The sequence below is a fragment of the Natronorubrum thiooxidans genome, from assembly GCF_900156475.1.
In the GTDB taxonomy this organism is placed as follows: Archaea; Halobacteriota; Halobacteria; order Halobacteriales; family Natrialbaceae; genus Natronorubrum; species Natronorubrum thiooxidans.
On sequence record NZ_FTNR01000004.1, the window covers coordinates 183,100 to 198,795 of the forward strand.

The window sequence follows — 15,696 nt, forward strand, 5'->3', positions numbered from 1 at the left end:
CCTCGCGGCCACCCACTCGAGTAATGACCGAGATCATCGACGGCAACGCCGTCGCAAGCGAGATTCGTGACGACCTGACGGACGCGATCGAGACGCTCGCCGATGCGGGCGCTCGACCCGGCCTCGCGACCGTCCTGATGGGCGACGACCCGGCCAGCCAGACGTACGTCAACATGAAACAGCGCGACTGCGAGGAGGTCGGCATCGAGAGCCACCACGTCGACGTCGCTGGTGACGCTGCCCCCGAAGAATTGTACGACACCATCGCCGACCTCAACGCCGACCCCGAGATCCACGGCTACATCGTCCAGGCTCCCGTCCCGGACCACGTCGACTACCGCGAGGTCATCCGCCGTGTCGATCCCGCGAAAGACGTCGACGGCTTCCATCCCGAGAACGTCGGCCGACTCGTCGCCGGCGACGCCCGATTCCGTCCCTGCACGCCCCACGGGGTGCAGAAATTACTCGAGTCAGCCGACGTCGACACCGAGGGCAAAGACGTCACAATCGTCGGTCGCTCTGATATCGTCGGCAAGCCCCTCGCCAACCTGCTGATTCAGAAGGCCGACGACGGCAACGCGACGGTGACGGTCTGTCACTCCCGAACTGAGAATCTCGCCGCGAAGACTCGCAGTGCAGATATCGTGGTCGCCGCCGTCGGTGTCCCCGAACTCATCGACGGCTCGATGATCAGCGAGGGCACGGTCGTCATCGACGTCGGCGTCAACCGCGTGGATGCTGACACCGAGAAAGGGTACGAACTCGTCGGCGACGTCGAGTTCGAGAGCGCGAAAGCGCCCGCCAGCGCGATCACTCCCGTTCCGGGCGGTGTCGGTCCGATGACGCGCGCGATGTTGCTCTACAACACCGTGAAAGCCGCGAGCCTACAGGAAGACGTCGACGTCGACCTGCCCTGAGCCGTCGTTTCTACTCCATTTCGCCGAACTCGAGGCCCTCGAGTCTATCTTGGGCCTGGGTAAACGCCAGTTCGTCGCCTCGAAGTCCGTTCGCGAGGTCCCGAGTCGCCTCGACCAATCGGTCGGCCGTCTGCGGGTCGACGTCGCCGTCGAGCATGCGAATGCGGGTGACGTGTTCCCCGAGCGTCTCGAGGGCACCCCGTTCGGCGCTCGTCAGGTCGCGGTCGTCGGCCCACGTCCGAATATCTCGGCGGTACTCGCGGACGGCGTTTGCAGCGGCGAGTCCGCGAGCCCCTCGCAGGGTGGGTGGGATCTCGGCGGCAGGCGGCCGCGCACCGGTATCGGCGTCGCGGAGCAACGAGAGAAAGTAGAGCTCCTCGCGTTCCTCGAGGCGGCGATCGCGGCCGATGATGTCGGCGACGTGATGGAGTTCGCTGGCAGCGAGGTAGGTGTTATCGAGTTCGCGAAGCGTCCCGGCGTTGACGAAGCCACGTCGGCGGACGTACTCGCGACACTCCTCGCGGGCTCGAGCGGCGAGGTCATCGGTCGAGAGATCGTCGATCGCGTTTCGCACCTGTGTGAGATCGAACGTCACCTGTAGATCGGTGTGTTCGGTGCGCTCGTCGATGCCGACGCTGCGAAGGCTCCCACAGGCCGGACAGCCCACGCTGCCGGTTTCGTAGTACGACCACCGCGTGCCACACTTCTTGCACTCACGCTCACCCCGGACTTTCATGGGTGACGGTACGTGCGCGACCCCAAAAACCACACCGGAGTCACTCGAGTGGGGGGCTAACGCATTCGATTACCGAGCGCGGTCGCCAGCACGAACGGCGAAGTGATCGTCGCCACTGACTGTCACTCCACACTCCTTTGCACGACGGGAGCGCGGTTCGACGCGACCACCGGAGTGAGACCAGCTCACGAACGAGGCGGACGCCACAGTTCGATGGATGCTGATTGTTACCATAATTCATGGAGGCGTTACTCGCTGAACGGTACAAAACCGATGATGCTCACGCGATCTGGAACGATGTTTAACAGGTCATTAACAGACGGCAGTTGCAGGCCGCACTGGGACCAACGGGAATATCCTATCCAGAGATATGTCCGATCCGAAACTCAACCGACGTAAATTCGTTACCGCTGCAGGAACAGCAACCGCGCTCGTCATCGCCGGGTGTGCCGACGAAAGTGGCGACGAAAGCAACGGTGACGGAAACGGTGGCGGAAACGGCGGCAACGGTATGGACGACGGCGCTGGAAACGGCGACGAAGAAACCGACGACGAGCCACTCGACCCGAGCGAGACGATCGAACTCGGCGCGGAAGTACAGGCGTGGATGGGCCAAGCCCCCGACCAAATCGCTGACGAAGAGAATCCGACACTCATCCTCCAGGAGGGCGAATCGTATCAGTTCACCTGGGAGAATCTCGACGGCCAAGAGCACAACATCGAGATCGTCGATGACAACGACGAGGTCGTCGACGACTACTCGACAGATAACATGAGTGAGGAAGGCGAAACGCAGGACCTCGAGGTCGACGAGATCACGAGCGAGATGGCCGAATACGTCTGTCGTCCACACGAGAGTACGATGCGCGGTGAGATTCAGGTCGAGAGCGGGAACGGTGAAGAGAACGGCGAGGAAGAAAACGGTGAGGAGAATGGCACCGGCAGTGAAAACGGCGACGAAATGGAGAACGGCGAGGAAGAAAACGGCAGTGAGACCGAGAACGGTGATGAGAACGACAGCGAAGACGACGAAATGTGATCGACTGCGGGTCGCGACGCGGTGATCGAACAAGTACCAGGCGATTGATCGACTGAACGGCTGCGTGTCCCTACTGTTTTTGACGCCGAATCGCCGATCGCTGCGAGCAGCCCCCATCACCGGACCGGTTGCAGTCTGCGTGTGACGGGACTGATCGGGCGATTAGCGGCCTTTCGCACGCGAATCGCCAGGCCACGCCACCATGAGACACTGAACTGTTCGTCCGATCGTTGTCGATTCGAAATCGGTAACTGACTGCTGAAAGTGACGGCAATCGTGAGATGCGAGCACCCTAATCAGTGATTGGGTTTGCAGCCGGCGACCTTTTTTGCGTGCCCAGCGTGTAGCGCTTCGTATGCGAGATGAAGATGAAATCCGCGAACAGTACGAGTTTCTCACAGAACACCTCGAGAGCGAGGAGATGCGCCACGACGGCGTCAGAGAGATGTTTACCTACTACAAACGTGCACTCGGCTGGGTCCTCGAGGAAGAGCACATCTGAATCGAACTCCAGCCGGTGGACGTATTCGGGCACGGACGAAACGTATCACAAGTTCACCTATTGTCGTTAGTTTTAAGTACACTCGGCAGAATCTGTCACGTGACGCTTCGCTTGGAGGGCCGAAGCGTCAGCGGGGACCAATTCAGGGCGGCAAGCGATCGCGTGACATTTTTCCGTCACGCGATTTGCTTTCCTGTTTCCACACACGGTAATAGAGTCGCGACTGTCCTTTCGATGGCTTCAGAACGAGAGACAACCGATCCGATCGGCTGTCGCTGTGTCTCAGAACCTCGTACGACGGTTTTGGGTGCGTCGGAATCAACGTGAGCCGCCAGTGTGAGTCCGTTCGTGTCCCTCGATTCGCTCGTATAATCATCCAGAAATAATCTATATGGACTGTAAACATGATACCCACAGTAGGTATTTCCCGGTTTGAACCCCTCACGGTGGTTATCTTTTGAGACAGCCCGAGATGACGATTCTCATCGGTAATATCGCGGTTTCGATCGAAACAACCCGATAGCCTTATTAAAATTCGACAGTAAGTGCGATTGGTACTTTCCCAATGTACGACCTGACAGGATTCCAGCGGGACTTGCTGTACGTCATCGCCGGTGAAGAGGAACCGCACGGACTGGCAATCAAAGAAGAACTCGAGAACTACTACGAGAAGGAGATCCATCACGGCCGTCTCTACCCAAATCTCGACACGCTCGTCGACAAAGGGCTCGTCGAGAAGGGGCAACGCGACCGCCGGACGAACTTCTATACGCTCACCCGGCGTGGCCGCCGGGAACTCGAGGCCCGCCGGGAGTGGGAGGCGCAGTACGTCGACCTGTAGAGTGTGGTCCAGTCACGAACGATCACCGCGTTTGCGGGACTGGTGCCTGCTGCTTCTCTCGTTCGTCCCGATCCTCGTCCGCCAGAGCCGATCGGCAGGCGATACCGAACAGACATGAGTATCGATAGTGAGTGGCTGCATCCGGGTTCGAATCGGTCGTTTCGGCGCGACGCTTATATAGGGTCACAGTGAAGTGGCCACAGTGACCGAGGTCTCGCTGCAGATCGCCGGTGCGTCGCTGGATAACACCGTCCTCCGGATCGCGCTCGCCGGAGCGCTCGGGATGTTTCTGGGCTTAGAGCGCGAGTGGTCACAGAAGTCCGCCGGCATTCGGACGTTTTCGCTGATCAGTCTCCTCGGGGCGGTCTTTACGATGTTCGCTGTCGAGACCGATATCGGCGAGGGACTGCTCGTTCTCGGCGGCGTGCTCGTGATTATTCAGGGCGTATTGCTCGCGGCGCAAGGCCTGCTGAGCGATGACGACGCCGGCCTCTCGCTGACGACCTCCGTCTCGATGCTCGTCGCCTACGGTGTCGGCGCGCTGGTCGCCGCTGGCTTCATCATCGAGGGCGTCACGGTCGCCGTGCTCTCGTCGCTGTTGCTCGTGCTCAAACGGGAACTCCACGAGTTCGCGTGGGGACTGTCCCGCGAAGAGATGCGCTCGACAACCGAGTTCGCCATCCTGGCCTTTGTCATCTACCCGCTGTTGCCCGCCGAGATCACCCTCGAGGTCGGCGGGTTGGCGCTGCCACTCGAGCCACAGGTCATCTGGCTGATGGTCGTCGCCGTCGCGGGAATCGGCATCGTCAACTACGCGATCGTCTCGACCTACGGCGGCCGCGGCATCGCCGTGACGGGCTTTTTCGGCGGGCTCGCCTCTTCGACAGCCGTTGTCGGGACGATGCTCGATCACGTCAGCCAGCGACCGGAGGCCTCCTCGTATGCCGTCGCGGCGATCCTGCTCGCGAACGCGGCAATGGCGGCCCGAAACCTCGCGATCGCCGTCGGGTTCACCATGGGAGGCGAGACGGCAGTTCTCCTCGAGGCGATCGTCCCGCTCGGGGCCGTCATCGTGATCGCGTTCGCCGTTGCGGCGATGACCGCCGACTGGCACGAATCCGGCCCGATGGAACTCGAGAGCCCGTTCTCGATGAAAAACGCGCTCGCGTTCGGGGCCGTCTTCCTCGTCGTCCTCGTCTTCGGCTCGCTCGCTGAGACGTGGTTCGGGACGGTGGGGTTCTACGCGACCGCCGTCGCGAGCGGCTTCGTCTCGAGTGCCGGCGCGACGACGTCGGCAGTCGTCCTCTATCGTGGCGGCCAACTCGGTCCCGGTGAGGCGACGATCGCGATCTTGCTCGCGACAGTCTCGAGCATCGTCGTCAAGACCCTGCTCGCGTCGACGTCCTCGAACACCGGCTTTCGCAACCAGGTCGCAGTCTACAGCGGACTGTTGCTGCTCGGTGGCGCGCTGGCATCGATTCTCGTCGTCATCTAGTGCAACGGGCGGCGACTTATTTTAACGGCGCGCGCTATCATACAACATGGACCGCGCCACGGTCGAACCCGACGTCGAGACGATTCCGGGCGAGCGAGCCAGACGGTGGGTCGACTACCACCACCAGTTCGCTGCCCCGAGTACGTACGTCTACGAGTTCGTCTGGGACGTCGGCGCGGACGCGATCGGGCCGTTCTGCACCGACGTTGACGGCAACGTCTTGCTCGATTTCACGAGTCACGTCGCCGCCGCACCCCTTGGCTACAACAATCCCGCCCTGCGCGAGAAACTCCGCGCGTTCGACCTCGTCGATCCGCTGAAGATCGCTGGCCAGGACTTCTACGTCAGCGGCAGTGGACCACCTGAGGACCCTGATATCCCCGGCCCAACGCAGTTGATGGACCGACTGGTCGCGATGACGAATCACTACGGAATGGACCGCGTCTTCCTCTCGAACTCCGGCGCTGAGGCCGTCGAGAACGCCATCAAGATCTGCTATGCCGCGGGCGGCCACCGCGCGTTCACCTTCGAGGGAGCCTTCCACGGCCGCACGCTCGGCGCGCTTTCGCTCAACCGATCGAAGACCGCCCATCGACGTGGCTTTCCCGAAGTTCCCGGCGTGATCAGTCTCCCCTACCCCGCGACACAAGACGAGTACGAGCGCCGCTGGCTGACCGACGGCCCCGGCGGCAACGTCGTCGCCGACAGGCTTCACCCCGACCGCGGTACCGTCGACCCCGACGAGATCGCCTTTCTCATCCTCGAGCCGATTCAGGGCGAAGGTGGCTACCGCGTCGCCCACCCCGAGTTCGCCCGCGACCTCGAGGCGCTGCGCGAGCGTTACGACCTCCGAATCATCGCCGACGAGATCCAGTCCGGCCTCGGCCGAACGGGCGAGCTATGGGCGATCGATCACCTCGAGCTCACTCCGGACGTCATCACCAGCGCGAAGGGCTTGCGCGTCGGCGCGACAATCGCCCGGTCGGACCTGTTCCCGACGGAGCAGGGTCGACTCTCCTCGACGTGGGGGGCTGGCGATCTGCTCGCCGCGATGCAGGGTGTGTTGACGATCGATATCATTCACGAACAGAATCTCCTCGCGAACGTCCGAACCCGGGGCCGGCATCTCCGCGACCGACTCGAGGAACTCGAGTCCGAGTCGATCGTCGACGTTCGCGGTCGCGGGCTGATGCTCGCCGTCGAGTTCGACACCAACGCGCGCCGTGATGCGGTCCTCAAGGCGGCGTTCTCGCGGGGCCTGTTGACGCTTGGCTGTGGGTACAAGACGTTGCGACTGTTGCCACCGCTGGACGTCACGGAGCGGGAGATCGAACTTGGCGTGCGGTTGCTCGTCGAGTCGATCGAGGCGGTCACACCGTCGGATTTCTGACTGTCGTCGTACGAAGGCCCCATCCTCTTCTCTCGTCCGAGTCAACCCGGAATACGATGATTGGGGCACTTACAGTCGGCAAAAAAGCAGTGATGTTCGGCTACAAACGCTACGGCGTTCCGGGCGCAATCGCGTCAGGCGGGATCGCACTGGCAGGCTACGTCGCCGTTCGCCGAGCCCTCCAGTCAGCGACGAACGCCGACGAGGACTCACTCGGCGCGGCCATCAACGCTGACTCGCTCGAGGCTGCGATCGATCAAGGAGGACTACAGGCCGTGACCGACACCGGGACGCTCGACGAGGTCATCGACACAGAGCAACTGCGCTCGAACGTCGATATGAGCGATATCCAGTCGTCGGTGAGCGAGAAAACTGACGCGTTCACGGCTGATGGAAACGGACCGAGCGCTTCGGATCACTCGGAGTGAGCACGAGAGCGCCCGGTCGACGCTCCCCTCTCGCCGTCCGTCGCGACGGGACGCGGCCGTTCCCACCCGCGAAGCGAGCGCGGACTCCAGCCGACGACCAGCACGAGCGCCACGAGGGCAGTTCCGACGTGGGCGTACGGATACAGCTCCGGACTGAAGCCGAGCGTCTCGCCGGTGAGGTTGCCGGCGAAGTGGAGTCCGATCACGGCGAGGACGCTCCGCTCCGTGTTGTTGTAGACCCACGTGCCGATGATCGCGGTGAGGACAATACTCGGGAGCCACCACCACAGCTCGGGATCGAAGGTCGTCCCCTCGTAGTAGCCAGCCATGTAGACAAGCGGCACGTGCCACGCCGCCCACACGCTCCCGAGAATCAGACTCGCCACCAGCGCGCTCCAGCGCGCCTGTAGCTGATCGAACCAGTAGCCCCGAAGCCCGATCTCCTCGATTGTCGGGAAGACGAGCGCGACAGCGACGAGTAGGACGACCGCTGTCGGATCGACCAGTCGACTGACTGTGATGACCTCGAGCGGCGACGAAACCCCCGTCACAAGCGCGATACCGGCAACGGCCAGATTGAACGCGGGATAGAAGCAGCCGATCACCAGCCACCAGCGGGGCGCGATGCGATCGCGATCGGTCAGCCGTCGCCACAGCGAAGCGAAGCCCGCGCGGCCGGCCTCGAGCCACAGCAGGCCGAGTCCCGCGAGCAACGGACTCAGCCCGCCGACGAGGAACAGGCCGACGTTCGGGGTCGACCAGACTGACTCGCCGGAGGCGACGATCGGGAGCCAGCACAGGTACGCCCAGCCCAGATACAGTGTTGGAAAGGCCCACGGCTGCGAGCGCTCGAGCGCCCGGCGCACTCGTGTCCGGGCTGTCGATCGTGACGTGGCGTCCATACTGAACGTTATGACTCGCTGAAACGATGAAGGCGCACACTCGATCTCACGGACTGGGAACGAGAACAGGACTGACAGAACGCAGCGACGGCGTTACTCGCCGCGAAGCTCGTTCATGTGGTCGATACGGCGCTGGACGAGGTCGACTTTCCCGATGTCGTGGCGCATGTGCAGTCCCTCGTCGCCGGCGACGGCGAGTGCGTCCTCGGCGATCGCCTCGGCTTCGCTGATCGAGTCGGCGACGCCGACGACGGCGAACGAGCGGGAGGTCGTCGTATAAATACCGTCGTCACGCTCGTCGACGCTGGCGTAGTACAGCAGAGCATCACCCGCGCTCTCTTCATCAACCTGAACTTTCGCACCGGCTTCGGGGTCCGTCGGGTACCCCTCTGGCACGGCGTACTTACAGACCGTCGCCTGGGAGGCAAAGTCGAGTTCTGGCGGGGCCTCGCCGTCACGCGCAGCCGTAAGCACGTCGAGGAACTCCGTCTCGAGGACGGGCAGCGTGTTCATCGCTTCGGGGTCGCCAAAGCGGGCGTTGAACTCGATGACCTTCGGCCCCTCGCTCGTGAGCATGAACTGGCCGTAGAGGATACCGCGATAATCGTCCAAGGCGTCGACGGTGGCCTCGATGATCGAGACGGCCTCCTCGTAGTCGTCCTCGGTCATGAACGGCAGTGCAGCAGTCGCGTCGGAGTAGCTGCCCATGCCGCCCGTGTTCGGTCCCTCGTCGCCCTCGTAGGCGCGTTTGTGGTCCTGTACTGCGGGGGCCGTCTCGAACGCGCCGTTGGCGACGAAGGCTTGAATCGTCACTTCCTCGCCGATCAGGCGTTCCTCGAGGACGATCCGATCGTAATCGGAGTCGCGGATGTACTCCTTGCCCTCCTCGGGGGTAACCTGGTCGCCGATGACTTTGACGCCCTTGCCGCCCGTGAGACCGGCGGGTTTGATTGCCAGGTCGCCATCGTACTCGTCGATAAAGTCGCAGGCGGCGTCCATGTCGTCGAACGTCTCGAAGTCCGGACAGCCGGGGATGTCGTTTTCCGCCATAAAGCGGCGCTGGAACGCCTTGTCCGTCTCGATTCGGGCGTCGTCGGCTTTCGGCCCGAACGCGTAGATGCCCGCGTCCTCGAGTGCGTCTGCGACACCGGCGTCGAGGGGTGCCTCGGGGCCGACGACGGCGATCGTCGCCTCGACGGTCTCGGCGTAGTCGACGACTGCGTCCGGGTCGGTCGTCTCGAGCGTCTCGAACCCGGCCGCGATCCGGGCGATGCCCGGGTTTTTGTTGCCCGCACAGGCATAGAGGTCGGCTTCACTGTCCTCGAGTGCGCGAGCGATGGCGTGCTCGCGGCCACCGCCGCCGATCAGGAGTACGTTCTCTCGCATGGTCGATAGCGGAACGCACGAACCTGTAAACGTTGCTCTTTGTTCGAGCCGAAGATGTGCACGCCTGTGGGTATCAGGAATAAAACAGCGGCGGTCGTCGCTCACCGCCGTACTCGTCGTCCGGCCGGTATGCCTCGAGCGTCCCGTCCTCCGTGTTCCCGAGCAACTGGTCTAACACGTCCACCGCGGCGTCGCGGTGCAGCGGCTGATTGTCGTTGCCACACTGGTCATCCATCACACAGGCGGGACAGCCCCCGATGGAGTTACAGTCACAGCCCGCGATGAGTTCGCGCGCCCGCCGGGCGACGGCCTCGAACTCCTCATAGATCGCCCGCGAAAAGCCGAGTCCGCCGTCGATGCCGTCGTAGATGAACCAGCCGCTCGCAGGCTCGCGCTCGAGGCCGCTGGCGATCTCCCTGACGGTCGCCTCCGCGGCGGCGATATTCTGGGGCGCAGCCCCCGCCGTTCCGTCGGTGTCCCGATCCCGGCCGTCGGTGTCGTGCTCGAGATGCGAGTCGATCGTCAGCGTCGCGAGCCCGCCGAGGTCGCGTTTGTCGACCAGCAACTCGAGCGGGGCGACGCCGATCGTGGCGTGTTCGGCCGCGTGAAGCCCGCCCGCGTAGCCGAGGTGGGCCGTTTCCGCGAGGCCGTCCTCGAGGTCGGGCAGGGAAAAATCGCGGTACTTCTCGATCAGCGCCGTCTCGACGCGCTGGGGAACCTCGAGCCAGCAGAGCTGGGTGTCCATCGACAGCGGCGGATTGTCAGTCGGGATCGATTGGGCCTTCTGTTTCCCGCCGTGGATCGCGACCTCGTCGTAGGTGCCGTGATAGACCAGCACCCGGCCGCGACCGAAGTGCAACGTAAAGTCGCCGATCTCGCGGGACCGCTCGGAGACGGCGTCGAGCACCGTCACGTCCGTCCGCGTGCGCGTGTAGTAGTCGACGTCCGTCGGCCGAAGCGTTACCGACGGCCGCGGCGAACCGTGCTCGACCGCGGTTACTTCGTACTGCTGACCCTGGTGGAGCCGCACCGCACCCTCGTGGAAGTCCCGCAGGACCCGTTCTTTCGCCAGCGGCTCCATCTCCGGATCGTGTTCGTCGTCGACACCGTCGGCGAGTCGCACCTCGTACTCCTCGCCGGTCGTCGAATACAGCGAAATCGAGCCCTGTGGTCGGGGCGGGCCAGTGTACGAGACCCCCGTCTCGAGCGACCCGATGAGTCGGCCGGCGCGTCGCCACATCTCGACGGCCCGCTCGAGTCGGTCGCGCTCGACGAACGTCCCAGCGTCGTCGGCCTCGAGTGCGAGTTCGTCGGCCGCACACAGCAAGTGCTGGGCGAAAACCGCGTCGTTGTCGATATCGACGACGGCGTCCTCGACGTCGGTCTCGAGCAGATAGGCGGGGTTTGCGGCGATGTACTGATCGAGCGTGCGGTGTTCGGCGACGAGCACCGAGAGCGCACGGTTGGTTCCCCGCCCGGCTCGGCCGATCTGCTGCCAGAACGACTGGCGCTGGCCGGGATAGCCGAGTTGGACCGTCGCGTCCATCTCGCCGACGTTGATCCCCAACTCGAGGGCGTTGGTCGAGGCTACCCCGTCGAGGACGCCCGTTTTGAGCTGGTGTTCGGTGCCGTGGCGATTCCGCCGGGAGTGGCCAGCGTGGTAGGGTTCGATGGCGGCGCCGCGTTCGGGGTTCGTGTAGTACCGGCTGCGATCCCGCCGATGTTTCGACGCGCGCTTGACCGAGAGTTCGGCGAGCTTTCTCGAGGGGGTAAACAGCAGCGTCTGGGCGTCGTGGTAGGTCAAATGCGAGAGCAGCTTCGGGGCCTCGACGGTGGCCGGGACGCGTTCGACGACCGTGTCGTCGGCATCGCCATCCGGTGTCTTGTCAACCTCGCCGGACGGATCCCGTCCGTCGCCTGTCCCCTCGCGCGCACGCGGCGGCGGGTTCCAGAGCACCAGCTCCCGCGGCCCCGTCGGCGAGCCGTCCTCGTCGACGACGGTCACCGGCTCGTCGAGCAGTGCCCGCGAGTGCGCGCCGGGGTTGCCGATCGTCGCGCTTGTGAGGACATAGCGCGGGTCGGCGTCGTAGTAGGTAAGAACTCGTTTCAGCCGGCGAACGATCCAGGCGACGTGCATGCCGTGGACGCCGGTGTAGGTGTGCGATTCGTCGATCACCACCAGCTCGCAGGCCGAGAGAAAGCGCGCCCAGCGGTCGTGGTCGTGGAGGTACGTGTTCACGCCAGCGAAGTTCGAGATGATGACGTCGGCCTCCTCGCGAATCCGTCGTCGCGTCTGGCCTCGTTCGGTGTCGCCGTCGTAGACCCGAACCGAAATCTCGAGGCCGAGGGCGTCGAAGAAATCGTTCAGTTCCCGCTCCTGATCTCGAGAGAGCGCTTTCGTCGGATAGAGGACGTACGCCGTGGCGTCCTCGCCGCGGGCCCGGGCCTCGAGGACGTTACGGGCGATCTGGAGGGCGTAAATTCGAGTTTTCCCGGAGGACGTACTCGTGGCGACACAGACGTTCTCGTCGCGTGCGAGCGCCTCGAGGGCGTCGGCCTGGTGTGTGTAGAGGTCGTTCTCGAGCGGGGCCGCGAGTTCGGGACGGAGTACGTCCCCGTTCGGGACCGTCACAGCCTCTCGACCCGGGAGCTCGAGGCGCGTGACGTCGTTCGGGTCGTGATACCGTGGAAACGTCTCGAGCAACTCGTCGCCGGTGATCGGGATCGTCGCCCGCTCGTCGCCTCGCGTGTCGTCGGTCTCGTGCATCAAAAGTCACCCAGTCCGGTTTGTTCGCTGTCTGCCGTCTCGTTCGCGTCGTCCCGCGTCGCGTGCGCCGTCGTACCAGAACCCGTCGCATCGTCGCTCGAGGTGGCTGCCGCGTCCCGCAGTCGCTCGTAGACGTGCCACAGCGCCCGGCAGTCGTCCTCGCAGTAGGCCTCGTGGCGGTCCCACTCGAGTGGCTCTCCGGTTCGCATGAATCGCTGGTACGCCGCGGCCGTCTGCGCTCCGTCGAGGCCGGTCGCCGCCCCCTCGTAGCCGAGCGCGTCGGCGACGACGGCGAGTTCGTTCGTCCGCCCGGGGAGGATCGCGTGCTCGTTATGGACGGCCCAGGCGTAGAGGTCGAACGTCGGGATCGACTCCCAGTCGTCGACGTAGTAGGGGACGTATCTGGCGATAAACGAGCCGAGGTGGCGGTAGTCGAACCGTCAGCCGTTCCAGGTGAGCAGCGCCCTGTCGGGGTGGATCCCGAGCAGCCAGTCACAGAAGGCCTCGAGCACCGGTCCCGGATTGCTCGGCTCGTCGCGTTCGACGAACGCTCGATAGGTGTCGGTTACGGGGTCGTAGACGCCGATCTGCCAGATGATCGTCGGCGAGAGCCCGTCGGTTTCGATGTCGAGACACAGCGGCGGCGTCGACCAGCGCTCGCCCGGGAGCGGCTCGTCGGTGCGTCGGCGCGGCTCGCCCGTCTCGAGAACCGTGGCGTGTTGGTGGATCGTCCGCGCACGGTCGCGGCCTACGCCGGGAAGTTCGGCCAGCGTTTCGAGGGGGAGCTCGAGCAACTCGTCGCGTGTAGTCACGCCGCGTTCGGCGAGGCGAGTCGCAGTCTTCGGGCCAATGCCGGAGACGGCCTCGAGGCCGAAGTCCGTCACCGAGTACGTCTCCACGCCCTCGATACCGTCGGCGGACAGCGCCAGTTTCGCGATCGAGCGGTCGCTACCGTAGCCCTCGACGGGGCCGCCACCCCGAACGCGGACGGAGACGCAGTCGTCGCCGGCCGGGGAACAGGCCACTTCGGGCTCGTGATCGACGGCGCGGACGACACCCGTGTCAGCCTCGAGGTGCCACAGTTCGTCGTAGCCGGCCGGCTCGCTCCCCGTCAGCAGCGTCGTCACGCGGCCGGTCGGCAACGCCGCGGCGAGGGTGGCCGCCCCCTCGAGGCTCGTCTCGAGCGTCGTCGGTCGCACGCTCGTGGCGACGTCGTCACAGACGAGCGCGACAACGTCGGTCGACTCTGTGAGCGCACTCGAGACGGCCGATGGCTCGGCCTGCAGCGCTCTGCGTCCGTGGCTGACTGCGATCTCGAAATCGTCGCTCCCGAACTGCTGTCGGGACAGCGGCCCGTCGCCGGTCTCGAGCGGCGGATGGAACGTCGGCGCGTCGAACACCCGCCGCGCGCGGGCGAACGCCTGTGGCTCCCGGTCGGGGCCGAGCACCCAGACGGCGTCCGGCTCGAGGGTCGCGTCGACGTCCGCGAGCGTCTCGACTGGTCGGTTGATGAGCGCCGACGGTGGGAGAGCAAGCAGCGACACGTCGGCTCGAGCGGTCATCGGTCGTCGGGAGGCGGGCAGGACCAAAGAGGGTTTGGACAGCGGAGTGAAAGTGAAGCGGCCCGAGCGACCGAGAACTCGAACGCATATGTATGCCCGTTCCAAATGAAAGGCTAATGCAACAGTACCTCGAGCTCGTCGACACGGTCCTCTCGGAGGGCACCTACAAGCCGAACCGGACCGGCGTCGACACAATCTCGTCGTTCAGCGAGCACTACGAGGTCGATCTTCAGGAGGGGTACCCCCTGCTGACGACCAAGCAAATGGATGGCTACCGCTGGAACTCGATGCTCCACGAGGTGTGCTGGTATCTCTCCGGCGAGGAACACGTCACAAACCTCCGTGAAGAGACCAAGATCTGGGACGCGTGGGCCGACGAAGAGGGCCGACTCGACACCGCCTACGGCCGGTTCTGGCGACGGTATCCGATTCCCGAGGATGACGCCCAACTCGAGGGCGAAACGTGGCCCGACGAGGCCCACCGCTGGGTCACCGGGGAGGAAGACGGGCGGAAGACCTTCGACCAGCTCCAGTACGTCGTCGACACCCTCTCGGACAGCCCGAACTCGCGTCGACTCGTCGTCAACGCCTGGCACCCCGCGAACGCGGCTGTCTCGACGCTGCCGCCGTGTCACTACTCGTTCGTCTTCAACGTGCAGGGCGACCGGCTGAACTGCCATCTCACCCAGCGCTCCGGTGATACCGCACTGGGGATTCCGTTCAATATCGCGGCCTACGCGCTCCTGACGAAGGTCGTCGCCCAGCAGACGGGCTTCGAACCCGGAACCTTTGCCCACACGGTCGTCGACGCCCACGTCTACTGCGGCCGCGGCGCGCGCGGGGAGTGGTACGCGGACAACCTCGAGGCGCTGCAGTCTCGCCTGGCCGACGCCGACGAGCGTGCGGACTATCTCGCCGTCCGCGAGTGGCTCGAGACCAACGCGCCCGCCGAGGCCGAGGGTGACGAGCGACTCGACCACGTCCCCGGCCTGCTCGAGCAACTGTCCCGAGAGCCACTCGAGCGCCCGACGCTCGAGATCGGTGACGCGTCGATCGACGACCTGGCCTACGAGGACGTCGAATTGCAGGATTACGACTGCCACGACGGGCTCACGTTTTCGGTGGCCGAATGAGCGACGAGCGCGACCTCGAGCCCGACTGCGAACTCGTCGGCATCGTCGCCGTCGCGGACAACGACGTCATCGGCAAGGATGGCGACATGCCCTGGCACATCCCCGCGGACTTGCAGCATTTCAAGAAGACGACAATAGACCACCCGGTCATCATGGGCCGGGTCACCTACGAGGGCATCCTCGAGGCGCTTGGCGAACCGCTGCCGGGTCGGACGACGATCGTCCTGACGAGTCGGGACCTCGAGACGCCCGAGAACGCCGTCGTCGCGACCGACCTCGAGGCCGCACTCGAGGCGGCCGAGCGCGCGGCCCGCGAGCGCCACGACACCGATCGTGTGTTCGTCGCCGGCGGTGCGACGGTGTACGAGCAGTTCTTGTCCGCACTCGACCGACTGGTCGTCACCGAAGTTCACGACGACCCCGACGGCGACACGCGATTCCCGACGTGGGGCCGCGAGTCGTTCCGCGAAGTCTGGCGGGACGAACGCGACGGATTCGCGTTCGTCGAGTACGCACGACGAGAGCGTATGGACTGAGCCCACGGACGGCGCGTCGTTCGGCCAGTTGACGACCGTTTCGAGGCTGTCTGATCGGCTTT

13 protein-coding genes and 1 pseudogene are annotated in these 15,696 nt (G+C 64.5%); 9 read left to right on the top strand and 5 right to left on the bottom strand.

Annotated features, from left to right (window positions below):
• The first annotated feature begins 23 nt into the window (after nucleotides 1–23).
• Nucleotides 24–917, top strand: coding sequence for a bifunctional methylenetetrahydrofolate dehydrogenase/methenyltetrahydrofolate cyclohydrolase (locus tag BW940_RS07640; RefSeq protein WP_076608602.1), 894 nt, complete (start codon nucleotides 24–26; stop codon nucleotides 915–917).
• A gap of 10 nt (nucleotides 918–927) precedes the next feature.
• Here the strand turns inward: BW940_RS07640 and BW940_RS07645 are convergent, their stop codons facing one another.
• The gene (locus BW940_RS07645) at nucleotides 928–1,653 is read right to left on the bottom strand and encodes a DUF7117 family protein (RefSeq protein WP_076608603.1); all 726 of its coding nucleotides are present in this window, start codon (nucleotides 1,651–1,653) and stop codon (nucleotides 928–930) included.
• Nucleotides 1,654–2,023: 370 nt separating this feature from the next.
• Here BW940_RS07645 and BW940_RS07650 point away from each other — a divergent pair, with 370 nt between their 5' ends.
• From BW940_RS07650 to BW940_RS07670, 6 genes are all read left to right on the top strand, one after another.
• A complete protein-coding gene (locus BW940_RS07650) occupies nucleotides 2,024–2,692 on the top strand; it encodes a cupredoxin domain-containing protein (protein ID WP_076608604.1) in 669 nt (222 codons plus the stop codon).
• A 355-nt stretch (nucleotides 2,693–3,047) separates the two neighbouring features.
• On the top strand, nucleotides 3,048–3,194 hold the full coding sequence (locus BW940_RS21750) for a hypothetical protein (RefSeq protein ID WP_173834864.1): 147 nt from the start codon (nucleotides 3,048–3,050) through the stop codon (nucleotides 3,192–3,194).
• A 565-nt stretch (nucleotides 3,195–3,759) separates the two neighbouring features.
• Nucleotides 3,760–4,035: a PadR family transcriptional regulator gene (locus BW940_RS07655; RefSeq protein WP_076608605.1), complete on the top strand. Its 276-nt coding sequence runs from the start codon at nucleotides 3,760–3,762 to the stop codon at nucleotides 4,033–4,035.
• Nucleotides 4,036–4,237: 202 nt separating this feature from the next.
• Complete coding sequence (locus tag BW940_RS07660) at nucleotides 4,238–5,530, top strand: MgtC/SapB family protein (protein ID WP_076608704.1); 1,293 nt, start codon at nucleotides 4,238–4,240, stop codon at nucleotides 5,528–5,530.
• A 46-nt stretch (nucleotides 5,531–5,576) separates the two neighbouring features.
• The gene (locus tag BW940_RS07665) at nucleotides 5,577–6,920 is read left to right on the top strand and encodes an aminotransferase class III-fold pyridoxal phosphate-dependent enzyme (protein WP_076608606.1); all 1,344 of its coding nucleotides are present in this window, start codon (nucleotides 5,577–5,579) and stop codon (nucleotides 6,918–6,920) included.
• 56 nt (nucleotides 6,921–6,976) lie between these two features.
• A complete protein-coding gene (locus BW940_RS07670; protein WP_076608607.1) occupies nucleotides 6,977–7,348 on the top strand; it encodes a hypothetical protein in 372 nt (123 codons plus the stop codon).
• Here BW940_RS07670 and BW940_RS07675 read toward each other — a convergent pair.
• From BW940_RS07675 to BW940_RS07690, 4 genes and pseudogenes are all read right to left on the bottom strand, one after another.
• Nucleotides 7,336–8,250: a CPBP family intramembrane glutamic endopeptidase gene (locus BW940_RS07675; protein ID WP_084776739.1), complete on the bottom strand. Its 915-nt coding sequence runs from the start codon at nucleotides 8,248–8,250 to the stop codon at nucleotides 7,336–7,338. The two genes, BW940_RS07670 and BW940_RS07675, sit on opposite strands and share 13 nt — an antisense overlap.
• Nucleotides 8,251–8,343: 93 nt before the next feature.
• Nucleotides 8,344–9,636: a phosphoribosylamine--glycine ligase gene (gene purD / locus BW940_RS07680; RefSeq protein ID WP_076608608.1), complete on the bottom strand. Its 1,293-nt coding sequence runs from the start codon at nucleotides 9,634–9,636 to the stop codon at nucleotides 8,344–8,346.
• A 73-nt stretch (nucleotides 9,637–9,709) separates the two neighbouring features.
• Entirely contained in the window at nucleotides 9,710–12,403 is a 2,694-nt protein-coding gene (locus tag BW940_RS07685; RefSeq protein ID WP_076608609.1) for a DEAD/DEAH box helicase, read from the bottom strand.
• Nucleotides 12,403–13,965: pseudogene (locus tag BW940_RS07690) on the bottom strand (ribonuclease H-like domain-containing protein). The gene BW940_RS07685 and the pseudogene BW940_RS07690 overlap by 1 nt, the downstream one beginning before the upstream one ends.
• A gap of 116 nt (nucleotides 13,966–14,081) precedes the next feature.
• Between BW940_RS07690 and thyA the strand changes: the two are divergent.
• Both thyA and BW940_RS07700 read left to right on the top strand, forming a co-directional pair.
• Nucleotides 14,082–15,098 carry a thymidylate synthase gene (thyA, locus tag BW940_RS07695; RefSeq protein ID WP_076608610.1) on the top strand — a complete coding sequence of 339 codons (1,017 nt, stop codon included), beginning with the start codon at nucleotides 14,082–14,084 and terminating at the stop codon, nucleotides 15,096–15,098.
• The gene (locus BW940_RS07700) at nucleotides 15,095–15,634 is read left to right on the top strand and encodes a dihydrofolate reductase (RefSeq protein WP_076608611.1); all 540 of its coding nucleotides are present in this window, start codon (nucleotides 15,095–15,097) and stop codon (nucleotides 15,632–15,634) included. Before thyA ends, BW940_RS07700 begins: the two co-directional genes overlap by 4 nt.
• The last annotated feature ends 62 nt before the right edge of the window (nucleotides 15,635–15,696 follow it).